The organism is Campylobacter rectus, from assembly GCF_004803795.1.
Classification (GTDB): Bacteria; Campylobacterota; Campylobacteria; order Campylobacterales; family Campylobacteraceae; genus Campylobacter_A; species Campylobacter_A rectus.
Window position 1 is genome coordinate 1,844,097 of the sequence record NZ_CP012543.1, and the last position, 20,743, is coordinate 1,864,839.

A 20,743-nucleotide genomic window follows, 5' to 3' on the forward strand; every position below is an offset into this window, starting at 1 on the left:
CAAAAAGTACGAAAAAGGTCTTAAATTTTGGATAATTACGAATACACGGAACTTCTAAAAACCCTAAACACAAAAATAGAAAATATCGCGGGCGTCGTAAAGCCTGAGAGCATAAAAACTCGCCTAAAAGAGATCGAGGAGCTCGAAAACGATCAAAATTTCTGGCAAGACATTGCAAAAGCGGGCGCCATCGGCAAGGAAAAAACGAAAATTTCAAATATCTTAAATAACTTCCTAAACGCCAAAAGCGCCGTAGACGACGCAAAGGATCTATACGAGCTAGCCAACTCGGAAAATGACGAAGAGACGATAAATTCGCTCTTTGCCGAGGCTGGCGAGTTAGAGGATAAGATAGTAAATTTAGAGATTTCTATGCTGCTTAGCGGCGAGGACGACGGCAAAAACGCCATCGTCACCATCCATCCCGGTGCGGGCGGTACGGAGAGTAACGACTGGGCTAGCATGCTATACCGTATGTATCTGCGCTTTTGCGAGCGGGAAGGCTTTAAGGTCGAAACCCTGGACTTCCAAGAGGGCGAAGAAGCCGGGCTAAAAGACGTGAGCTTTATCGTTAAAGGCGTAAACGCCTACGGCTATCTAAAGGCCGAAAACGGTATCCACCGCCTCGTGCGAACCAGTCCGTTTGATAGCGCAGGTCGCCGCCACACGAGCTTTACCAGCGTGATGGTAAGCCCCGAGATCGACGACGATATCGAGATAGAAATCGACGAAAAAGACCTAAAAATCGACACCTACCGCGCGGGCGGAGCGGGCGGTCAGCACGTAAATAAAACCGAGTCCGCCGTGCGTATCACTCATGCGCCCACAGGCATCGTCGTGCAGTGTCAAAACGACCGCAGCCAGCACAAAAACAAGGCCACCGCGATGAAAATGCTAAAATCGCGCCTATATGAGCTAGAGCTGATGAAACAGCAAGAAGCCGCCGGTAGTATCGAAAAAAGCGAGATCGGCTGGGGCCATCAGATCCGCTCCTACGTGCTTTTCCCGTATCAGCAGGTCAAGGATAACCGCAGCGGCGAGGCGTATAGCCAAACCGACGCGATACTAGACGGCGATATAAAAAAGCTCATCGAGGGCGTTTTGGTAAGTCAAAAAAGCATAAACTAGAAAGGAAAAATATGGAAATTTCAGCTCTTTTAAATCAACTGGGCTACAACGAAAACGACGCAACCATCGCGCAGGTTAAGCGCATCCTAAACAACTGCGACGGTTTAAATTTAAACAGCATTATCACGCTAAACGACCACCTAAAACCGCTCGGCAGCTTTGTCGCGATGAGCGGCAGCGAGGACGTGTTTAAGATAAAAAACGCGGGCAAAACGCCGGGCGCGCAAAGCGATGCGCTAAACGTGATCGAAAACTGGGCTGAAAAAAATAAAGTAAATATAAAAAAGATAAATGAAACTACGCACTATATCCTAGGTAAAGTTATATGACAAGCTGCGATATCGTAGTTATAGCTCTAGGCTCCGGCGCAAATTTCTTTAAAAACCAAATTTCACCTACCCGAGTGTTAAAGAGGCGCTAAACGACCTCTTCGGGAATTTTTAAAAAAAGAAAGGATTAAAAATGAAAAATTTACTTTTTGCTCTATTAGGGCTTTTACTCATAGGTTGTGCGGCCTCGAGCGGCGGCGCTAGCGATAATCCGGACTACGACTTTAACAAGCGCGCCATAGAGGTGCTAAAGCCGAAATGCGAAAGCGGCAACTACTCGGCATGCAACGATCTTGCCATCAGCTATCAAAATCTGCAAGATCACAAAAACGCTCTAAAATACTACGAAAGGGCATGCAAAAATAACTATCAAGCCGGTTGCACAAATTTCGCCAATATGTATCAAGTGGGCATCGGCACGGAAAAAGACCAAAACAAAGCCCTCGAGATATACAAGGACTCGTGCGCGAACGGCGGGGCGTATTCGTGCTATTATTTGGGCGAATTTTACCGCTCGGATAACGACGGCAAAGAGCCCGACTACGTAAATGCGATGCTGGCCTACGATAGAGGCTGCAAGCTGGGCGACGTGCCCTCTTGCACCAATACGGCCGTGCTTTACGAGCATGGCCTAGGCGTCGCGCAGGACGAGTCAAAGGCTAGAAGCATCTATCGCTCGGCATGCTTTAGCGGCGATACGTCAGGGTGCGACAACCTAAAAAGGATGGGTAGAAAACGATAAATTTAACGCTAAATTTAAAAGCGTTAAATTTGCGGCGGCGAGCCGAATTCGGCTCGCCTTTTTTATCTTTATTTCTTCTTTACGGCGGTAAATTTAACCTTGAATTCGCCGCTAAAATTTATTTCGACAAATTTACATTTACGTCAAAAACCCGCATCTGGAAAACATAAAATTTTACCGCAAATTTTATGTTTATACTGCCGCAAATTCGCGAGTGTAAATTTGACGCTCAACTAAATTTTATTTGCATCTTTTAAATTTGAGCCTTTATAATCGCCTTAATTTAACCGCTCAAAAGCTCCGAAATTCAAGCTAAATTTAGTGTTTTACGTTTTAAGACGGCATTTACCGAGCTAAATTTCAAATTTGACACTCGTTAAAAAAACAAGAACAGGTCAAATTTATTTCGAAAATTTAAGCCGAAATTTTATAGCAAAATGCGGTCAATTTGATTAAAATTTACGAAATACGACTCTTTGCAAAAAAAGGTAAAAGCGATGCTAAAAACCGGGGAAGAAAGGCTAAAATTTAAGCTTTCGAAATGCTAAAAGGCCTTAAATTAAAATTGGCTCAACGGAACTTAGGTAGATTTTTAGCTGCAACTACGTCTTGCTACTTACAAGACCTCTTATCATCTTTAATAAAATATGATAGAAAGTTTTTGTATCTTTACCGTTATTAAATCTAAATTCACATTCCCTTAAGTGCAACAAGAAATTCTCTTTGCTTGGCTTCTCTGCGGTTGCTACCGTCCTACGCTTGCGCACTCTCTTTGAGAAAAAGTTTTCTATGCCGTTTATATGATTTTTACCGTTGGCGAATTCATTCTTTGAATGTTTTACTCTATAGTGAGCTAAAGCTGTGTAATCGACTAATCCATCATAAGCTTTCCAGCAGGCTGAATAAATAGTAGAGCTATCAAGCTCGCTATATTGCGATAATATAGGTATTAACTCACTAGCAGAGCAGTTTTTGACTATCTGAGTATAAACTCTGCCGTCTCTTTTAAACATACCGTCTGTTTACAGCTACGAGCGTAGCGAAGTAGAAATACCGGTTGCTCCTCTACCTCTTTTGCCTCTTACTCTTTTAGCTCCGTTGTGCTCTACTTCACTGCGTTCGTAGTTTTTAAAGACGCAGTAACGAGCGGTCTCTAGCTATTAGGCGATGGTAGCTAGCGAAGCGACGCTAAGCGAAGTAAAAGTAACTTTCGTTTATTTCTATCTCACCTAAAAACTTAGATATTTTTAACTTCGCTACGCTCGTTACTTTTCAAGAACATTGATAAAATCATAGTTCTTGTGCTTAGCTTCACTTTGTTTGCTACTAATAAGACGCACTCTCTTTGAGAAAAACTCCTTTGAAAGTTTTTAACTTATCTTGAGCCATTAAAATTTATAAGAGACGCCTACTTTAAGCTCTAGGTTGGCAGATGCCGTCATATCCGACCCGCCTTTAAGACTGCAAAATTTAAGTTTTGTTAAACGCGTCATAAACGCCCGCGTCAGTCTCAAGCCCTCAAATTTGCCGCTGCTTGGCGCGTAGGCGAATAGATATCGCTCGCAGCGTAGCTCGGGATGCGCGCGGTAGCGTCGTTGTCCGCGCTCGTCACGTCTTTTGAGGCGAAATAAACAAGGTCGTATCCCGCGAGCGTATCGATAGCGTTTGCCTAATACTTTGCGTTAAAGGCGCATTTGCCGCCTTGGCCGCGGTAGCCGATGACGTTTTGGCGTGGTAGCCGCCCCGCCTTTGTATCTTACTTTTTGATGCGCGTAGCTAGCGCCAAGACTCAGCGCATTAAGGTTTAATCTCGCAAAGCTTGATGTCGCCGGTAGCCGCGCCACCCGCATTTCGTCCAATCAGCACGGGTTTTATGCATTTGCCCGCCGCTCGGATTTTTTGTTCGGTCTTGAAAGCGCTTCGCCGCAAAGCCCACGTAGCCGGTCCGGCCAAACTCGCCCCATATCGTCCGCCGATCTCGTAGATATTGTCCGCCGGTTTCGAACAGGGTTGCTCCGTATCCCGGCACTGCGCCTGCTAGCGCCGCCAGCTAAGTATAGCTAGCCTCTAAAGATTTAGCATACAGCCGGCAAACGCGCAAAGCCTCTTCGTAAATCCATAATCAAACGCGAAAGCGGCGTAAATTCGTCAAATTTGTATTTGTAGCCGATGTCGCGCCCGTGCCGTTACGAGTATTTAACCCGTGACGCTCGTATCTGGCGCCGGGTCACGGCAAGGCCCGCAAATTTGATCGCATCCTTCCTCAAAAAATAAAACGAGCGGTTATTTGTTTTTTCGGGGCGAGCGTTACCGAGCTTGCTAAGGTTTCACCGTGATAATACGCCGCACCCGTGCGCATCGCGTCGCCCGCTTGGATTACGGTTTTTGCTTTTGCGCTAGACCTCCGGTTTTCGCCGAATTTGCCGCCGCCAAATTTCGCCGCCAAATTTTAGCGGCTTGCCGGAAAATCGCATTTTAGCGTTGTCGTACCGCACTCACATTTACGGTTTATCGGCGCTATCTACGCTCGGCCGCCAAACTCCGCTCTCATCGCATAAAAGTTCTCGTAATGGTTGCGTTTGCGAGAGAGTATCCTGCGGGCGCCAAAAAGCTGTAATCGAGCTAAAAAGACAGCTCAAGTCGTTGCCGCCGATTTTATTACCGTTGCCGCTTTTGCCGTAGCCGTAGCCTTTATGATTCGCGACTATGGACTCAAACCCGGGCGGATGCGGCAAACACCGTCGGCTTTTGAGAAATTCGTCGTTATTTGACGCATAGCCTGTTTTGTTTTAACTCCGATTGTTTCGCCGTTCTCTAGAGCTCTATAGCGCTCGCCGTCTTAAACGCGACCGAGCCGCCAAGGGCTCCGATCGTTTATGCCCTAGTGCGACCGACCTTAACGTCGATACGTTTGATTAAATTCGGTAAATTTGCGTTGCGGTTAAAAGTATTGCCGTTTCGTTTCGCGCTGCCGATCGCGAGTTTAGGCTGCGGTCGATCTCGCCTCTCGTATAAATTTTGCGCCGTTTGCGCCGCAGATAAAAGCGAGGTATCGCGATGATGCTTTGGTGTGGCCGCATTTCTCGCGCTTATCTTTGCGTCGTCCTGCCGTAGTCGCCGCCGGCGCTCGTTGCTCTCTTGCCATTTGGCGTTACGTTCTCGGCGATATTCGCACCGATGGAAAGGGTTTTTACAACGTCGTTAAAACTCATTTTTATCCTATATGAAATTTAAATTTTATTTTTTAAACTGTTTAAAATTATGAGAATAAATATTATATAAAATATAAATTTAATTAAAATATTAAGTTTTTATTTGTTATTGACAATAAATACCATAATCTGATATAATGAATTCACGGATTTTTACAAGAAGGCAATAAATGGAATTTCTCAAACACAACGTTGATTACGTTATCATCGGTATTTTGGGACTTATGAGTTTTGTCGTAGTGTGGCTCACGATAGAGCGATTAATCTTTTACGCAAACGTTAAATTTGAAAACTACAAAAACCAAGACGACTTTGAAGAAAGTATGACGAGAAATTTAACCACGCTTTATATTATTTACTCAAACGCCCCCTATGTCGGGCTTTTAGGCACGGTCGCAGGCATTATGGTTACCTTTTACGACATGGGTATGAGCGGAGGCATCGACACTAAAAGCATCATGGTCGGCCTATCTCTCGCGCTAAAAGCCACCGCGCTAGGTCTCATCGTCGCTATACCGACGCTGATGATCTACAACGCGTTTATGAGAAAAGTGGACGTACTCGTAAATCGCTACAAGGCTTCATGTGAGAATGCCTAAAAAAGAGGGATTAAACGTAATCCCTCTCATAGATATTATGCTCGTTTTGCTAGCCATCGTGCTTAGCGTTTCTACTTTTATCGCTCAGGGAAGCATCAAAATCGACCTACCAAACAGCGAAAGCGCAGAAAAAAAGCAAGACGAAAACGACAAAATCGCTGTTTTAATCAACAAAGATAATGATTTTTTTATAGGCGAAGAGAAAGTTCCCGAAGAAAATTTAAAAGAGAAGTTAAACGAGATCAAAAACGAAACATTAATAGAACTTAAAAGTGACAAAGAGAGCAAATTCGACTCGTTTATCAAGGTTATCGACATATTAAAAGAAAAAAATCATGAAAACTTCGCTATCACGACGACAACTGAATAGACGCGCTAGCCTAACGGGGCTTGGCGTTTCTATTTTGTTGCACGGAGCCGTCGCGGGCATATTCGCTAAATTTTACGAAGAACTAAAACCGATATCCGAAGAAAAAAGCGTCAAGATAGCGTTAAATACCTTTACGCCGCCAGTAGCTCCGCTCCCGCCGGCACCCACTCCGCCAGCTCCTCCGCCTCCGGCGCCTCCCGCTCCTCCTCCGCCTGAACCGGTCGTCACTCCGCCTCCGCCGGAGCCCGAACCGCCAAAACCTACCCCGCCGCCGGAACCTATAGAAAAACCAAAGCCCGTGGAGAAGCCAAAACCCGCGGAAAAACCCGTAGAAAAGCCTAAACCGAAAACTAAGCCAAAGCCGCTCAAAAAGCCCGAGCCCGAACCTAAACAGCAAGTCGCGCAAGTAGCGCCGCCCGCACTGCCGTCGCCGCCTACTCCTACGCCCCCTGCCGCACAACCAAGTAGCGCCCCAAGCTCGAGTATAAGCTCGAATTTGCCGCCTAGCGGAGTGGAAACGGTCGGAGAATTTAACTTCGCGACTTCGGCGGGCGACGATAGATTTTATAAAATCCAAAAGGCAATACAAAAGCGCCACAAATACCCCAAACGCGCGAAAAAAATGCGCCATCAAGGTGTCGTAGAGGTTAGCTTTTTATACAAAAAAGACGGCACCGTCCGCGACGTAAAAGTAATAAAAAGCTCAGGCTACGAGACGCTAGACGAGACCGCGGTCGAGCTCATAAACTGCGCTGCGCCGGACTTCCCGATACTTGATCGCGACTACGTCATCAAGATCCCGGTTAGTTACAAACTTATGTAAATTTAAGCTGTTTTTGCGGCTTAAATTTTATCTTTTAATTCTGCAAATTCTACGCAAGAAATCAAATACAAAATGCGATAAAGTTTATAAATTTATCCGCTCGAATTTGAAATTTAAAATTTGAAAAGCTCGACTTTAAGCACGCGAGATAAAATTTAATAATAAGCGCAAAAATGAACCGTTTGACTATAAATTTAGTACCGCAAAAACCGAAATTTTATCATCGCGGCATACCGAAACATCAAATTTGACCGCTTTTATATCTCAAATAATGCCGTCTCGGCGATGCAGTCGGCAAATTTAACAACCCGTAAACCAAGCGGATTTGAAACAACGTTGCACACGGTTTTAAATTCAAAAATACCGTATCGGCCGTGCTTTACACGGCGACGCAAACTACGACTTTTTAAAATTTAATAGCCGAGTTTTAGTCGAATTTCGGCTGAGCAAATCAGATAAAACTCTAAATTTCGGTAAAATTTACTCCTAATTTATTCGATGCCGCATTTATCTTATCCGTCTTAAAGTCAAATTTTACGGAGCCGATATAGGCACGCCGACAAATCACAAGTCGGCCGCTCGCCCACCGTGACCGCGAGCAAACGCACCGTTTGGCAAGCAAGTCAGCTTGCCGCCGCAAATTTAAATAAAAATTTTACGAAACGGACATGAAATATAAGCGAATTAAAACCAAAAATCAGCCTGACTCTTCGCGTCAAATTTACTCCCCTCAAGCCGCCAAAGCCGCCACGATAACGTCTCGCAATCAAACCGAATTTGACGCTACGCTTAAGCCAAAATCCAAATTTATCAAAATCCGCAGTCCAAACCGTCCGTCTAAATTCGCTAAACCGCGAGCCTAATCGGCTAGTTAAATTTATCAAAAATTTAACCGACGCAACTAAATCAAATTTTGTATATTTTCAGGCCAAATTCATCTTAAAATTTTACTTAAAAGCCCTTTTATACGAGTTTTCTATCAGCTCGGAGCATCCCAGCTCGCTCATCGCGGCCTGCGCGAAATTTGGATTTCGCAGCAGCTCTCTACCGTAGGCTACCGCATCGCAAACGCTGCCTAGCAGCAGCGCCTCGCCCTCGGACGCCTTTGTGATGAGCCCGACCGCGATCACGGGTATGCCCACGGCCTGTTTTACCGCCTTGGCGTAGCTCGCCTGATAAAGCGGCGCAACCGTCGGCGCGCTATCCGTGCGCTCAAAAAATCCGCCCGTCGAGACGTGGATAAACGCCGCGCCCAAGGCCTCGAGCTTCTTTGCCAGCTGCACGCTGTCATCTAAGCTCCAGTCGCCCTTCACCCAGCTTTGTGCGCTTATGCGTACGCCGACCGGGATTTGCACCGCGGTTTTTATTTCGCTTAGGATTTCTTTTAAAAATCTCGTGCGATTTTCGGAACTCCCGCCGTATTCGTCGTCTCGCAGGTTGACCCCAGGCGAGAGAAATTCGCTGATGAGATAGCCGTGCGCAGCGTGGATCTCGATCGCGGCGTATCCCGCGCACTGGGCTCTGATTGCGGCGCGGACGAAGTTTTGTTTAACTGAGACGATATCCTCGGCGCTCATCTGCCTAGGCGTTTTGTAGCTCTCGCTAAATTTTACCGCGCTTGGCGCTATCAGCCCCTCACACTCGCTTTTTCTGCCCGCATGCGCGAGCTGGACGGCCATGGCGGCACCATATTTGACGCACTCTTTGACGAGCCTGGCGTGCGCCTCTAGCTGCTCGTCGTTCCACAGCCCCAGATCGCGGCTCGTGATCCTGCCCCTAGGCTCGACCGCCGTAGCTTCGACGATGATGAGTCCGACGCCTCCCAGCGCGCGAGCGGCGTAGTGCAAACGGTGAAAGCACCTAGGCAAGCCGTTACCCTCTTTGGCCTTATACATACACATCGGCGGCATCACGATGCGGTTTTTGATCTGTAGATCGCCGATTTTTAACGGCGAGAAAAGTAGGCTTTGCATATTTTTCCTTTAAATTTGGTGTTTTCTTATTTTACGGTTTTTGGGCTTAATCTGTGATTTTTAAGAGAAAAATTTACTTTGCTTGAGTTAGACTTCGCTCAAATTTAAAGCGATTAAATTTAGATGAAATTTTACGAAAATGACGATTTTTCAGGACTTTTGTGGAGACATTTTAAGAAATGCTTTCGTATGCTTCGCGCTAAAAGTCAAGCCTAAGGCCGCAACCTCCGAGCCTAAATATACTTCGTTTAGAGACGAGTTTGATACTCCAGTACATCCTGATTGCAATTATAGCTTTGTTTTGGCGATTACAATTAGCCGCTATTTTAAGGATTGGGCGTATGTCTTTCGGCGATAAATTTTAAAATACTCGCTTGGCTTAAATTTGCGACCGTTTTAACCTGCACGAATTTAGTACCGATTTTTGTTTTATTATTCAAATTTAAGCTCAAATTTGACGGCATTTATACGGCGTTTGGTTTACGGCAAACCGTCTTTAAGTACCGCGCCGCGTTTTTTGCGGTTACATCGAAATTTGCTTTAAATTAGGCTAAATTTAGAGCAAATCACGCTCAAACGTTAAATTTTAGCTCTTTTAAAAACGAGCGCAAAGTACCGCTCTGTCGGCATTCCTTCCCTGCGCATCTGTTCTAGCTTGCGCTTGATATCCGCGTCCCGCTAGAGCAGAGGCGGTAGCGCAAACATCGTTTTATCTGGGCTCAAGCTCGCAACATCCTCGCGCCGGCCCTCCCATATAAACGGCTCGTAAAATTTCTGCAAACGCCGCACAGCGCCAATAAACAAACTAATACCCCATCTCGCAGTCCTCCCATTCGCCGCTACCCGGAGCATAGTAAAATACATTGCCCGCCTCGCCCGCGAATGCGCTGCCGTTTATCGCGAAAAATCCGCCCAAAACGTCGTCTGCTACGAGCAAATAACTAGGCATCCGCCGGGCCTCTGCAAAGCTCTTGCCGAGGTTGAAATCATAAATCCCGCGATTTAGCCGCTCGCAGCCAGAGCCCAAGATCCGCAGCCGGCCGTGATCTATCAAAATCCCGCCGCAGCCGTAGCGGGTTGCGCCCATCGACGAACGCGTCGTCACCTGCAAGCCAAAAGCTGCCGTGCGGCATGATTTTCGTCTCTCGGCAAAATTTCATACGGGTTTTCGCCTCCGCAGGCCATTGTTGCACCGTATCCAGGCCGGGCTCGCTTTTGTTTATAAGCTCATCCGAAGTTTTCATCGCCGCTTCCAAATTTTAAATTTTACGCTGCCGTATTTTCGCAACAAAAAAGGGCGTATGCGGAGGCGACAAATTTCGCTACCGCTCGCCGCGACGCAATTACCGTGTGCAAAAGCGCGCCGGTCGTTAAATTTATCTTTTAGTCAAGCGCTTGATATCGGGCAAAAGCTCGCCGGACGCCTCGCAAATTTTGCTTCGTAGCACGCTAAAATCGCCGCAGTAATCGCCCAGAAGCTGCAAAATGTCGTTTCTGATAGCTTGCGAACGCTCGGTCAGAAGCAGCTCCTGCAAAAAGGCAAGAATTTCGCTCTTTTGCAGGAACTTGCAGCCGTAGTAGGAATCAAGGTAAAACCAGGACACAAGAAAGCGAGGCCTTTTTAGCCTCGTCATCACCTCGCAAAACGGCGGCGATGCCCTCTAAGCCGCCCTTAGCTACGGCTTTGTGCCTAGCCTCGTAATATACCGTGCGCGTCAAATTTTGCCCTTTTTGCACGCCGCTTACTCGGCCTTGGCCGCATCCCACGCGAGGATCGTCTTACCCTCGGCATCGGTCGCCACGTCGCCCATACCCATAATGTTGTAGCCGCAGTCGACGTAGTGCACCTCGCCGGTCACGCCGCTAGCTAGGTCGCTAAGCAGATACATCGCGCTTTTGCCGACGTCTTGCGTCGTGACGTTGCGCTTGAGCGGCGCGTTGATCTCGTTGTAGCGTAAAATCATCCTAAAATCGCCGATTCCGCTTGCGGCAAGCGTCTTGATCGGGCCCGCGCTGATGGCGTTTACGCGGATACCGCGCGCGCCAAGATCGTGAGCGAGATAGCGCACGGAGCTTTCAAGCGCAGCTTTTGCGACGCCCATAACGTTGTAGTGAGGCACGAATTTCGGCCCTCCGAGGTAGGTTAGCGTGAGCACCGAGCCGCCCTCTTTTAGCACAGGTAGCACCGCGCGCGTGAGGCTTAACAGCGAATAAACGCTTGTGCCCATCGCGATATCAAAGGCTTCTTTGGTCGTATTTACGAACTCGCCCTCTAGCGCTTCTTTTGGCGCATAGGCCACTGCGTGCACGACGAAATCTATCTCACCCAGATCTGCTTTGATACGATCCGCAAGACTGTCTAGGTGAGCGGGATTGTTTACGTCGAGCTCATAGACGAATTTGCTCCCAAACTCCTCCGCGATCGGCTCTACGCGTTTTTTTAGCGCGTCGTTTAGGTAGGTAAACGCCATCTGCGCACCCTGCTCGTGGCAAGCTTCGGCGATGCCGTAAGCGATGGATTTGGCGTTAGCGACGCCGACGATGAGGCCTTTTTTGCCTTTTAAAATCATTATTTCTCCTTTAAAATTTGCTTGGCTTTTGAGCGCTTTTTGGCGATTTTGTTAAAATTTTGCTCGGCAGACCATCCGTCTAGCCTACGCAAAATTTTAACTGCAAAGCCCCAAAAATCATCTCAAAATCCTGCGCAATTTGACTTAAAATTCTATAAATTAAAATTCGCCAAATCTCGCGAAACGCCAAATTTGAAACCAAATTCGATAGCGGCAGTATCGCGAAGCTAGACTAGGCAACTTAAAATTTTGCGACGGGAGTTACCATATAGGTAATGACCGAGCAAAATTTTAAGACAACGAAGTATAGCGATGCGAGACGACGCGCATAAGCTCCAAAAACTTCGAGGCGTCCCAGCTCGCCGTCCCCACTAGCACCCCGTCACAGTTCGCGATACCAGCTATCCAGCCGATATTTGCGGCATTTACGCTACCTCCGTAAAGCAGCGGCGCGCTCGTCTGCTCGCGGATAAAATTTAAAATATCTCGGGTCTGCTCCGCGCTAGCGCTCTTGCCCGTGCCTATCGCCCAGACGGGCTCGTAGGCGATCAGTAGCCGCTCGTAGCCAAGATCGATATTTTTTAGCTGTCCCGCTAAAAACTCCTTCGTGCGCCCCGCTTCATTTACGCTCAAATTTTCGCCGATGCAGTAGACGATCTGCCAGCCCGCCTCTGCGGCGAAGTCAAATTTAGCACGCAAAAGCTCCTCGCTCTCGCCTAGCTCGCGCCGTTCGGAATGCCCGATCAGCACGCTTTTTATGCCAAACTCGTCCAGCATCGCCTTACCGATCTCGCCGGTGTGAGCGCCGCTTTCGCACGGGTAGAAATTTTGCGCGCCGAGTTTAAATTTATGAGCCGCAAGATCAAGCGCGCTAAACGGCGGAAATACTGTAACGTCGTCGTTTGTGCTCAAATTTGCGTCTAAAATTTGAGCGTATTTAGCAAAGCTCGCTCTCGTGTGATTGCACTTTAAATTTGCTAAAAACCTCACTCCGCAGCCTTTCTGAGCGGTTTTATGCCGGGCAGCTCTTTGCCCTCGATGAGCTCCAAGCTAGCACCTCCGCCGGTCGAGATAAATGTCATCTCGTCGGCGTCTCCCGCGCGCTCGACGACGTCGGCCGTATCGCCACCGCCCACGACCGTAGTTGCGTGAGTGTCGATGATGGCGTGGCTCATTTTGATACTGCCTTTGCTAAATTTATCCATCTCAAAAACGCCCATCGGCCCGTTCCACCAGATGGTTTGCGCGTCGGCGATGACCTCTTTAAAGAGCCTAACCGACGCAGGCCCGATATCTAGCCCCATCCAGCCGCTTGGGATCTCTTGAGCTGGGACGTATTTTACGGCGCTCTCGGCCGAAAACGTCTGAGCCGCGACGACATCTACGGGCAGGTAAATTTTAACGCCAAGCTCCCTGCCCTTGCGCAAAATTTGGCGCGCGTCCTCTACGAGCTCCTCTTCGAGCAGCGAATTTCCGATATTTTCGCCGAGCGATTTTAGAAACGTAAACGCCATGCCGCCGCCAATTATCAGCTTATCCACGCGTGGAAGCAGGTTGTGCAGGGCTTGTAGCTTGCCGCTCACCTTGCTGCCGCCAACGACTGCCACAAACGGGCGTGCGGGGTGTTTGATGAGATTTTGAGCGAAATTTATCTCCTTTTGCAGCAAAAATCCCGCCGCCTTGTGCTTTTCGTCGTAAAATTTAGTGATCGCCTCGACTGATGCGTGCGCTCTGTGGCAGACGCCAAATGCGTCATTTACGTAAAATTCGCCGTATTTAGCTAGCTCGCCTGCTAGCGTCTCGTCGTTTTTGGTCTCGCCCTTTTCAAAGCGCAAATTTTCAAGGAGCAAAATTTCGCCGGGCTTCAGTGCGGCGACCTTTGTTTTGGCGTCCATACCGATGACGTCCTCGGCGAACGCAACCTCGCGACCCAGCAAAAGCGAAAGCCTCTTTGCTACGCCTCGCAGCGAAAATTTCTCCTCAAAGCCGTTTTTAGGTCGCCCGAGGTGACTGGCCAAAACTACGCTGCAGCCGTTATCCAGGCAGTAGCGGATCGTAGGGATCGCCGAGCGGATGCGGCGGTCGTCGGTGATGTTTAAAAACTCGTCCATCGGCACGTTAAAATCGCACCTGACAAATACCTTCGCGCCGCCCAGCTCAAGATCGTTTATGGATAGGATATCGCTCATTTTTAGCCTTTTACCGCGCGCACGGCGAGATCTACGAGGCGGTGCGAGTAGCCCCACTCGTTGTCGTACCACGCAAAAATTTTAGCCATATCGCCGCAGATAACCTGGGTGGTGTCGCTAGCTACAATGCTGCTGTATGAGCTAGTGCAAAAGTCGCTGCTAACGCGCGAGTCGTCATCCACGAGCAAGATACCTTTCATCGAGCCGTCCGCAGCCTCTCTAAACGCCGCGTTTATCTCTTCTGCGCTTGCGCTTTTACCCAAAATCGCCGTTAGATCGACTATCGAGACGTTAGCGACCGGCACGCGCACGCTTTGGCCGTGCATCTTGCCGCTTAACTGCGGAAGCACCTTGGCTATAGCCTTTGCTGCGCCCGTCGTGGTCGGAGCGATATTTAGCGCCGCGGCGCGCGAGCGACGGAAGTCCTTTGCCTTGACATCGACTAAGCTCTGGCCGTGCGTGTAGGCGTGGATCGTCGTCATCAGCGCCTTTTGGATACCGAATTTCTCATCGAGCACCTTCGCTACCGGAGCCAGTCCGTTTGTAGTGCAGCTGGCGTTTGAGATGATCGCCTGACCTGCGTAGGCATCGTCGTTTACGCCGATGACGAAGGTCGGCGTGTCGTCCTTGGCCGGAGCGCTCATCACGACTTTTTTGATACCGCGTGCGAGATAGGGCTCGCATTTTTCGGTAGTTAAAAATTTACCCGTGCACTCCAAAACCACGTCCGCGCCGTAATCTGCGTAATTTAGCTCGTTTAGGTCGCGAGTCGAAAATACGCGGATATTTTTAATATTTTCGCCGTTTGCCACCTCGATATTCTCGTCGTCTATGACGCGCACGCCCGGCTTAAACTCGCCGTGCACGCTATCGTATTTGAGCAGATATCGAGTCATATCCCGCGTAGCCGTGTCGTTAATGGCGACCAGCTCGACCTCCTCGCCGGCGAAATTTCGCTCCAGGATGATGCGCGCCGCGCACCTGCCGATACGTCCAAAACCGTTGATTGCGATTTTTACCATGTTTGGCTCCTTTCGATGCATTTTCCGGTCGCTTTTCCAGCGCGCTCGGAAACGTTTTTCGTATTTTTAGCTTTTTGCGCGCTAAATTTACCCTGCCCTCGCATACGCTAAGCGCGTAAATTTAAGCCGCCCTAAAGCCCGCCTTTTGCAAATTTAGCCCTGCACGGACGCCAAAAGCAAGCCCGCCAAAGCCCAAAAATCCTCAAATTTTACAAAATATCCATTTAATTTGCGCTTTATCGGCGAATTTTTTGATTTTCAACCGAAATTCACTTCAAATTCGCTAAACTGCACCGAAATTTTAAAGGCAAATTTATGAAAATCGCGCTTTTCGGCGGCAGTTTCGACCCGCCTCACCTCGGGCACGATGCCGCCATTAAAGCCGCGCTAGAGCGGCTGGATGCGGATAAGCTCATCATCATGCCGACCTTTATTAGCCCTTTTAAGAGCGAGTTTTCCGCCCCGCCGCTACTTCGGCTAAAGTGGGCGAACGAGGCTTGGGGCGCGCTGGCAAAAGTCTGCGTGAGCGACTATGAGATCGCGCAAAATCGCCCCGTACCGACGATACAGAGCGTGCGACATATGCGGCAAATTTACGGCGAGTGCGAAATCTACCTCATCGTCGGCGCCGATCACCTAGCGAGCCTGGATAAATGGCACGAGATAGATGAGCTCTTTAGGCTCGCGACCTTCGTTGTAGCTAGCCGCGACGACGTGGCCGTGCCTGAAAATTTTAAAATTTTAAACATAAACGCGCCCGTTTCGTCCTCGCAAATCAGGCAAAATTTGGACAAAAGCCTGATGATACCGTGCATAGCGGACGAGGCGGCGAAATTTTACCAAGGAAAAACATGCAAGAAAGAATCGAACGAATCATCAAAATCCTAGACGCCAAAAAGGCCGAAGCCATCGAAGCTATCGATATGAGCGGGCGCGAATACATCGCAAAATGCGTCATCATCGCCACCACGATGGGCGAACGCCACGCCTACTCGCTAACGGACGACCTAAAAGAGGGGCTAAAGGACGCTGGCGAGCAATTTCTGGGCATAGAAAGCTCCGGCGACTGGGTCGTGATCGATCTGGGCGACATCCTCATCCACCTTATGAGCGCGCAGTACCGCGCCAAATACAACATCGAAGAGTTTTTAAGCAAGCTAAAAGAGGCGAAAGCCTAAGCCAAATTTAGCTTGCCGCACGGATAGCGTCAAATTTGGCCCAAAGCGCGAAACAGACGGCGAAATTTGACCGAAGTCGCGGCCGCTATAAACGGTAAAAATTTGCTTGATCTCGCAAGGCGACGCGCTTGATTATTGAGCCAAAAGCCGACATATAGACTTCTACCCTTATTTAAATTTGACCGGTTTTATGGATCTATTTTTACATAGACTCTTGCTTAGGCGGGCTTTAACGGGCGGCAAATTTACGCCAAATTTGATTCTGATGATTTTTAAAAGCACTATAACATCGCGTAGCTTTTACTGCTTTCAAGCGGGCAAATTTGGAGTTTTTATTTTTCGATACGCAAAAGCCAAGCGCTTTTTCGGCGTGCTAAAACGCTAGCTAATCAAAAAATGCAAAAATAAGCGCAAAAACTAGCAAACGGCAAATCCATAAGCGACGGCACGACAAAGCACCGCTAAAACAACGCGCCGCGGCTACCACCGATAAATTTTATCTTCAAATGCAATCAGTCTAAACTCCTCTTTGTGGTTACCGTTGCCGATCGTGTGGCTGTCTTGGCCCGCGCCGAGGCGTAGCTTATGCAGCCTGCCGCCGTATGTACCCACAAATAGCACGCCCCCCGTCCTCGCTTAACGCCATAGACTTTATCGTGCCGCCCAAATAGTGGCGCCAAATTTTACGCCCGTCCTTGCCGACTGCTTTGATGTAACCGTATGCGTCGCCGAGGATGTAAAAGTCCCGCGCCGCTACGCCCGCGTAAACTCTCATCGCATCGTCGATCAGCGTGAAATTTTTCTCGCCCTCTTCGTCATACGAATAAGCCTCGACCTCCAGCCCGCGCTTTAGCAGCGCCCTATCCACGCCGATCGTAACGCCGTTGTAGAAGTGGCAGGAGTTTGTGATGAGCTGCGTATCGTCCGCGCTAAAGAGGCAAAAGTGCGGATACGAGCTCTGCGCGCCGATGCCTCCCAGCCGCTCGCCCTCGCTATCCATCAGGACGTGATCGCTATCTTGCTCGCCCGCGACGATTAGCTCGTTGTCATTTGAGAGCGTCGCGTTTGCCATATCTATCTCAAGTTCGTCGTCGTCATCGCCCTCATCCTCGTAGATCGGATGGATAAGCTTCGCACCGCTTTGCGAGATCAAAAAAATTCCGTCGTGGGCGACCAAAAGCACCTTGCTACCGTCGTTAAAGGGTAAAATTCCAGCCTCGTCGTAGATGATCTCCAGCTCGTGGCTAAATCTCGCCACCAGCTCGCCGCCGCTCTTGCCGTCGTAGCCCCTGATCAGCCATACCTCGTCTTGATTTAGCAGGGCGTAAATTTCGTTTCGCTTGGACTTGCCCACGGCGATGACGCCCTTTGCCACCTCGCTCACGCGGTCGCCCTCCAGCAGATACAACGTCTTGCCGTCGTCGTTTGAAGCGATAAAAAGGACGTTCTCGCCCCACAAAGAACAAATTTGATCGACATCCCCCAGCTTGTCTCTTACTTTATCCTTTTCGCCAGCATTGCCGGCTTCATCCTCGCACCCCTCAAAGATAATGTTTGACGGCGGAAAATCGGCTCTAAATTTCGCCGTCTCGCCGCGCTCGTTGGCATCCTTTAGCAGCTCAAAAACCGCCTCGCAAAGTTGCATCATACCCTCACGCTCATCGACCGCATCCTCGCCCTTGTAGGCGTCCCAGCCGTGCACCTCGGCAAAGGCCACCATATCGTTTACGGCCTTGGCGTATTTCTCGCCCTTTTCATTCCACTCTTTTTGCCACTCCGCCTTAAGCGTCTCGTAGTCCAAGTTTTTCATTGATTTTCCTTAGGTTTGTTATCTCGCTTTTTAGGTACGATTTGCGAGGTTTTATAGCCAAATTTAACGTCCATCAAACTAGCAAATTTATAGCGCGGCGATCCGCCTCGCCTCGCGTGCTAACTCCGCCAGAGCTTTTCTACCCGCGCGGCATCCTCGCGTGCTAGCTCAAAGCCGAAAATATCGATATTTTCAAGCAAACGCTCTTTGCTACCGGCGCTTACTATCACGCAGGCTCCGTGCTGCACAAGCCAGCGCAAGATAATTTGCATCCTCGTTTTGCCGTATTTTTCGCCAATTTGCGCGAGCGCGGGCTCTTTTAGCTCTTCGCCCGGCTCATATCGCAGCTGTAATTGCACGCTATGGTCGGTAAGCTTGCCGCGCATAGCAAAATGCCGCAGATAGGAGCGCGCAGGCGCCTGATAAACAGCAGGCTTAACTTCGCTACCTTGCGCGATTTTGGCTAAATTTTCGACCCCGAATTCCCCTAGATGGTCGCAAATGCCGATCGCAGCCGCAAGTCCCTCGCGGTAAAGCCTCTGCAAAACGCGCCACGCAGAGCCAGCATCGCCCGCCCCTACGCGCAGCAAAAGTAGATCGACGTAGTCGGTATTTAGTTTTTTTAGCGAACGCTCAAGGCTTTTTATCATATCGTTTTCGTCCGCGTTTTGAGCGCTTACCGAGCTTTGGATAAATAGCTGCCCGCGCTCTAAGCCGCTAGCCGCAAATGCAGTAGCCGCGCCTCCTCGCCTCCGTCCGTATCGATCAGGCGGTAGCCCAGCCCAAGGGCCGCCTCGAGCGCATTTTTATCTTTTGAACCGTCAAATTTATCTGCGCTAAGCCCGATGATCGGCATTAAAATTCTATTACTTAGCGTGAGATAGGGCGTCATGGCGGCAAGCTTCTCGCCGAGGTTTTTTGCACCGCTTAGATCTACGCCGTCCGCCAAATTTGCCGCACTAGTCTCGCTAGTGCGCTCGGCAAATAAATTTACTCCCGCAGCAAGCCCAGCCGCGCAGGTCGCAGCGTCTTTTATAAACTCTCTTCTTTTCATGTTCGCTCCGTTTTTTGATTTATCGGTTGCTGCGCCAAATTTACAAGCCGCGTGCCGAACAAACCGTGCCGCGTCAAATTTATTTAAAATCACGGAAATTTAAATTTGAGTTGCGTCAAACGACGCCTGAAAAGCCGCATTTAAATTTATCCAAATGCGCCCTAGTAGAAATTTCGCGCTCGCCAAACGCAACCCAAAGAGCTAGAAAGTCAAATTTAGATCTCAAACGCGCACGAGCTTGGCTGCCCGCCTTCAAACCCCTTTTTAAACCACGCCATACGCTGCTTTGACAAGCCGTGCGCGAACGAGTCTGGCATCACGCGGCCTTGGTATTTTTTCTGCAGCGCGTCGTCGCCTATCGCGCTCGCGGCATTTAGCGCCTCCTCGATGTCGCCGTCTTCTAGCACCTTGTAGCGCCCCATGTAGTGCGCCCAGACGCCCGCATAGCATCAGCTTGCAGCTCGACCTTACTTGCAATGCGTTTTGTTCTACAGGGCTTTTCGTGCGCGATTTTAGCTCGTTTATTTTACCGAGCGTGCCTAGTAAATTTTGCACGTGATGTCCGACCTCGTGGGCGATCACGTAGGCCTGCGCGAAGTCGCCCGCGGCCTTGTATTCGGCCTCTAGCTCGCCAAAAAAGCTAAGGTCGAGATAGACTTTTTTGTCCGCGGGGCAGTAAAAAGGCCCCATCTGCGAGCTCGCCATGCCGCACGCGCTAGAGACTGCGTCTCTAAAAAGCACCAAACTAGGGTCCTTATACTGCGCGCCGCCTGCCTTAAACACTCTGCTCCACGCGTCCTCGGTCTGCGCCGGCACAGCTGAAACAAAGGCGACTTTTTCTTTCTCCTGCGGGCTATCTAATGCCGCTCTTTGACCGCCGGCACCGCCGCCCTCACGCAGCGCGAGGGGATTAAAGCCCATAAAATACACCACTGCGCTGACAACCAAAACCACGCGGCCGATGTTTGAGCCCGGCAAAAATCTGATAATTGGTAGAGCGCACCCAGCGAGCCTATGCTGTTTACGCTGTTTTGCCGTCTATCCTCGACGTTGTCGCTTCGTCTGCTATCTTGCCATTTTATTTTTACTCTTTTATTTTGGATTTTGCGTTTAAATTTAGCTGCGGTTTGCGCTCTTTTCTTGCCGCTTACCGTTAAATTTTAGGGCGCATTTTAGCGACTATTTATAAATTTATCGCTTTACTCCGCGGGCTAGTTTAAATTTGACGTCCGTAAATTTGAGCCTGCGAAATACCGCTATAAATTTAATGCTAAATTTTTAGTTTAAGCGGAATAAAACGGTGCAGCGTAAGAGGAGCTCACGCCATCCAACCGTCAAATTTGAAGTCTTAAATTTAAAATCTCGCCTTAAATCCGTCCAAAATTTTCACCAGCAAGATACCAAAAACTATACCAATGCCGTCTGCGACGATATCTAGCAGGCTGAAATAGCGGTTTGGCACAAACGACTGCGCTACTTCTATCTGGATGCCGTAAGCTAGCAAAATAGCGACCTTTGCGCCCAAATTTAACCTAGAAAAGCCAAAATTCAAAGTAACGTAAAGCACCGAAAAAGCGAAGAAATGATTTGCCTTATCCCAGCTGTTTTCGATGAGTTTTATCTGCGCGGGCGTGAGGGCGAGATACTCTATCGCTATCAAAAATATAAAGAAAAATGCGGCGGAAATTTTAGAAAGTTTCATAGATTTTAAGGGGTTTTTAACAAGAAGCGCCACCTGACGCTT

23 protein-coding genes and 2 pseudogenes are annotated in these 20,743 nt (G+C 48.9%); 9 read left to right on the forward strand and 16 right to left on the reverse strand.

All coding sequences use genetic code 11. The features are described 5' to 3' along the window. Positions 1-27: 27 nt before the first annotated feature. The 3 genes from prfB (at position 28) to CRECT_RS08905 (ending at position 2,199) form a co-directional block, all read left to right on the forward strand. Positions 28-1,128, forward strand: a complete 1,101-nt coding sequence (gene prfB / locus CRECT_RS08895) for a peptide chain release factor 2 (protein ID WP_004318507.1) — start codon at positions 28-30, stop codon at positions 1,126-1,128. Between the two features lie 11 nt (positions 1,129-1,139). Beyond that, a complete protein-coding gene (locus tag CRECT_RS08900) occupies positions 1,140-1,457 on the forward strand; it encodes a hypothetical protein (RefSeq protein WP_004318324.1) in 318 nt (105 codons plus the stop codon). A gap of 133 nt (positions 1,458-1,590) precedes the next feature. Beyond that, the gene (locus CRECT_RS08905) at positions 1,591-2,199 is read left to right on the forward strand and encodes a tetratricopeptide repeat protein (protein WP_004318556.1); all 609 of its coding nucleotides are present in this window, start codon (positions 1,591-1,593) and stop codon (positions 2,197-2,199) included. Positions 2,200-2,801: 602 nt separating this feature from the next. On the opposite strand, the pseudogene CRECT_RS08910 reads toward CRECT_RS08905, so the two are convergent. Together CRECT_RS08910 and CRECT_RS12975 are read right to left on the reverse strand one after the other, a co-directional pair. Next, positions 2,802-3,296 (reverse strand): annotated as a pseudogene (locus CRECT_RS08910) (IS1595 family transposase); the annotation flags it as partial. Positions 3,297-5,288: 1,992 nt separating this feature from the next. After that, positions 5,289-5,411, reverse strand: coding sequence for a hypothetical protein (locus tag CRECT_RS12975; protein ID WP_004318557.1), 123 nt, complete (start codon positions 5,409-5,411; stop codon positions 5,289-5,291). Between the two features lie 170 nt (positions 5,412-5,581). Here CRECT_RS12975 and exbB point away from each other — a divergent pair, with 170 nt between their 5' ends. The 4 genes from exbB to CRECT_RS08930 all read left to right on the forward strand — a co-directional run bounded on the left by exbB (position 5,582) and on the right by CRECT_RS08930 (position 8,066). Next, positions 5,582-6,010 (forward strand): TonB-system energizer ExbB, encoded by a 429-nt coding sequence (exbB, locus tag CRECT_RS08915; protein ID WP_004318296.1) that lies wholly within the window; start codon positions 5,582-5,584, stop codon positions 6,008-6,010. Then, entirely contained in the window at positions 6,003-6,380 is a 378-nt protein-coding gene (exbD, locus tag CRECT_RS08920) for a TonB system transport protein ExbD (RefSeq protein ID WP_124850616.1), read from the forward strand. Before exbB ends, exbD begins: the two co-directional genes overlap by 8 nt. Continuing rightward, positions 6,346-7,203: an energy transducer TonB gene (locus tag CRECT_RS13050; protein WP_171992716.1), complete on the forward strand. Its 858-nt coding sequence runs from the start codon at positions 6,346-6,348 to the stop codon at positions 7,201-7,203. Before exbD ends, CRECT_RS13050 begins: the two co-directional genes overlap by 35 nt. A gap of 668 nt (positions 7,204-7,871) precedes the next feature. Further along, a complete protein-coding gene (locus CRECT_RS08930) occupies positions 7,872-8,066 on the forward strand; it encodes a hypothetical protein (protein ID WP_004318335.1) in 195 nt (64 codons plus the stop codon). An 84-nt stretch (positions 8,067-8,150) separates the two neighbouring features. On the opposite strand, the gene CRECT_RS08935 is transcribed toward CRECT_RS08930, so the two are convergent. The 8 genes from CRECT_RS08935 to gap form a co-directional block, all read right to left on the reverse strand. After that, entirely contained in the window at positions 8,151-9,176 is a 1,026-nt protein-coding gene (locus CRECT_RS08935; protein ID WP_004318514.1) for an NADH:flavin oxidoreductase/NADH oxidase, read from the reverse strand. 805 nt (positions 9,177-9,981) lie between these two features. Next, positions 9,982-10,281, reverse strand: coding sequence for a DUF2625 family protein (locus CRECT_RS12755; protein ID WP_232501092.1), 300 nt, complete (start codon positions 10,279-10,281; stop codon positions 9,982-9,984). A 271-nt stretch (positions 10,282-10,552) separates the two neighbouring features. Then, positions 10,553-10,780 (reverse strand): hypothetical protein, encoded by a 228-nt coding sequence (locus CRECT_RS08945; RefSeq protein WP_004318314.1) that lies wholly within the window; start codon positions 10,778-10,780, stop codon positions 10,553-10,555. After that, positions 10,761-10,913 (reverse strand): hypothetical protein, encoded by a 153-nt coding sequence (locus tag CRECT_RS08950; RefSeq protein WP_004318300.1) that lies wholly within the window; start codon positions 10,911-10,913, stop codon positions 10,761-10,763. Before CRECT_RS08950 ends, CRECT_RS08945 begins: the two co-directional genes overlap by 20 nt. Positions 10,914-10,918: 5 nt before the next feature. Then, the gene (fabI, locus tag CRECT_RS08955) at positions 10,919-11,746 is read right to left on the reverse strand and encodes an enoyl-ACP reductase FabI (protein ID WP_004318473.1); all 828 of its coding nucleotides are present in this window, start codon (positions 11,744-11,746) and stop codon (positions 10,919-10,921) included. Between the two features lie 291 nt (positions 11,747-12,037). Beyond that, complete coding sequence (locus CRECT_RS08960) at positions 12,038-12,736, reverse strand: triose-phosphate isomerase (protein WP_004318494.1); 699 nt, start codon at positions 12,734-12,736, stop codon at positions 12,038-12,040. Further along, positions 12,733-13,935 (reverse strand): phosphoglycerate kinase, encoded by a 1,203-nt coding sequence (locus CRECT_RS08965; RefSeq protein ID WP_004318384.1) that lies wholly within the window; start codon positions 13,933-13,935, stop codon positions 12,733-12,735. The genes CRECT_RS08960 and CRECT_RS08965 overlap by 4 nt, the downstream gene beginning before the upstream one ends. 2 nt (positions 13,936-13,937) lie before the next feature. Then, entirely contained in the window at positions 13,938-14,957 is a 1,020-nt protein-coding gene (gap, locus tag CRECT_RS08970) for a type I glyceraldehyde-3-phosphate dehydrogenase (protein ID WP_004318311.1), read from the reverse strand. A 315-nt stretch (positions 14,958-15,272) separates the two neighbouring features. Here gap and nadD point away from each other — a divergent pair, with 315 nt between their 5' ends. After that, positions 15,273-15,845: a nicotinate (nicotinamide) nucleotide adenylyltransferase gene (nadD, locus tag CRECT_RS08975; RefSeq protein WP_004318254.1), complete on the forward strand. Its 573-nt coding sequence runs from the start codon at positions 15,273-15,275 to the stop codon at positions 15,843-15,845. Then, positions 15,809-16,135: a ribosome silencing factor gene (gene rsfS, locus CRECT_RS08980; protein WP_004318479.1), complete on the forward strand. Its 327-nt coding sequence runs from the start codon at positions 15,809-15,811 to the stop codon at positions 16,133-16,135. Before nadD ends, rsfS begins: the two co-directional genes overlap by 37 nt. Before the next feature lie 480 nt (positions 16,136-16,615). Here rsfS and CRECT_RS12985 read toward each other — a convergent pair whose 3' ends face one another. The 6 genes and pseudogenes from CRECT_RS12985 to CRECT_RS09000 form a co-directional block, all read right to left on the reverse strand. Further along, positions 16,616-16,747 carry a hypothetical protein gene (locus CRECT_RS12985; protein WP_004318418.1) on the reverse strand — a complete coding sequence of 44 codons (132 nt, stop codon included), beginning with the start codon at positions 16,745-16,747 and terminating at the stop codon, positions 16,616-16,618. Beyond that, entirely contained in the window at positions 16,719-17,945 is a 1,227-nt protein-coding gene (locus CRECT_RS08985; RefSeq protein ID WP_227932272.1) for a hypothetical protein, read from the reverse strand. Before CRECT_RS08985 ends, CRECT_RS12985 begins: the two co-directional genes overlap by 29 nt. 119 nt (positions 17,946-18,064) lie before the next feature. After that, the gene (locus tag CRECT_RS12760) at positions 18,065-18,595 is read right to left on the reverse strand and encodes an aldo/keto reductase (RefSeq protein ID WP_039887838.1); all 531 of its coding nucleotides are present in this window, start codon (positions 18,593-18,595) and stop codon (positions 18,065-18,067) included. 59 nt (positions 18,596-18,654) lie between these two features. Then, positions 18,655-18,999, reverse strand: a complete 345-nt coding sequence (locus CRECT_RS12765) for a hypothetical protein (RefSeq protein WP_039887837.1) — start codon at positions 18,997-18,999, stop codon at positions 18,655-18,657. Between the two features lie 215 nt (positions 19,000-19,214). Further along, positions 19,215-20,081: pseudogene (gene ypfJ / locus CRECT_RS08995) on the reverse strand (KPN_02809 family neutral zinc metallopeptidase). Positions 20,082-20,353: 272 nt separating this feature from the next. Further along, positions 20,354-20,701 carry a VanZ family protein gene (locus CRECT_RS09000; protein ID WP_039887870.1) on the reverse strand — a complete coding sequence of 116 codons (348 nt, stop codon included), beginning with the start codon at positions 20,699-20,701 and terminating at the stop codon, positions 20,354-20,356. Between the last annotated feature and the right edge of the window lie 42 nt (positions 20,702-20,743).

Bases quoted from the DNA above. Each gene is read 5' to 3' on its own strand.
- nadD (WP_004318254.1), top strand. From the start codon at position 15,273: ATGAAAATCGCGCTTTTCGGCGGCAGTTTCGACCCGCCTCACCTCGGG.
- fabI (WP_004318473.1), bottom strand. From the start codon at position 11,746: ATGATTTTAAAAGGCAAAAAAGGCCTCATCGTCGGCGTCGCTAACGCC.
- exbD (WP_124850616.1), top strand. From the start codon at position 6,003: ATGCCTAAAAAAGAGGGATTAAACGTAATCCCTCTCATAGATATTATG.
- CRECT_RS08965 (WP_004318384.1), bottom strand. From the start codon at position 13,935: ATGAGCGATATCCTATCCATAAACGATCTTGAGCTGGGCGGCGCGAAG.
- CRECT_RS12765 (WP_039887837.1), bottom strand. From the start codon at position 18,999: ATGAAAAGAAGAGAGTTTATAAAAGACGCTGCGACCTGCGCGGCTGGG.
- gap (WP_004318311.1), bottom strand. From the start codon at position 14,957: ATGGTAAAAATCGCAATCAACGGTTTTGGACGTATCGGCAGGTGCGCG.
- CRECT_RS08905 (WP_004318556.1), top strand. From the start codon at position 1,591: ATGAAAAATTTACTTTTTGCTCTATTAGGGCTTTTACTCATAGGTTGT.
- CRECT_RS13050 (WP_171992716.1), top strand. From the start codon at position 6,346: ATGAAAACTTCGCTATCACGACGACAACTGAATAGACGCGCTAGCCTA.
- rsfS (WP_004318479.1), top strand. From the start codon at position 15,809: ATGCAAGAAAGAATCGAACGAATCATCAAAATCCTAGACGCCAAAAAG.
- CRECT_RS09000 (WP_039887870.1), bottom strand. From the start codon at position 20,701: ATGAAACTTTCTAAAATTTCCGCCGCATTTTTCTTTATATTTTTGATA.
- CRECT_RS08900 (WP_004318324.1), top strand. From the start codon at position 1,140: ATGGAAATTTCAGCTCTTTTAAATCAACTGGGCTACAACGAAAACGAC.
- exbB (WP_004318296.1), top strand. From the start codon at position 5,582: ATGGAATTTCTCAAACACAACGTTGATTACGTTATCATCGGTATTTTG.
- CRECT_RS12760 (WP_039887838.1), bottom strand. From the start codon at position 18,595: ATGATAAAAAGCCTTGAGCGTTCGCTAAAAAAACTAAATACCGACTAC.
- CRECT_RS08935 (WP_004318514.1), bottom strand. From the start codon at position 9,176: ATGCAAAGCCTACTTTTCTCGCCGTTAAAAATCGGCGATCTACAGATC.
- CRECT_RS12975 (WP_004318557.1), bottom strand. From the start codon at position 5,411: ATGAGTTTTAACGACGTTGTAAAAACCCTTTCCATCGGTGCGAATATC.
- CRECT_RS08930 (WP_004318335.1), top strand. From the start codon at position 7,872: ATGAAATATAAGCGAATTAAAACCAAAAATCAGCCTGACTCTTCGCGT.
- CRECT_RS08985 (WP_227932272.1), bottom strand. From the start codon at position 17,945: ATGAAAAACTTGGACTACGAGACGCTTAAGGCGGAGTGGCAAAAAGAG.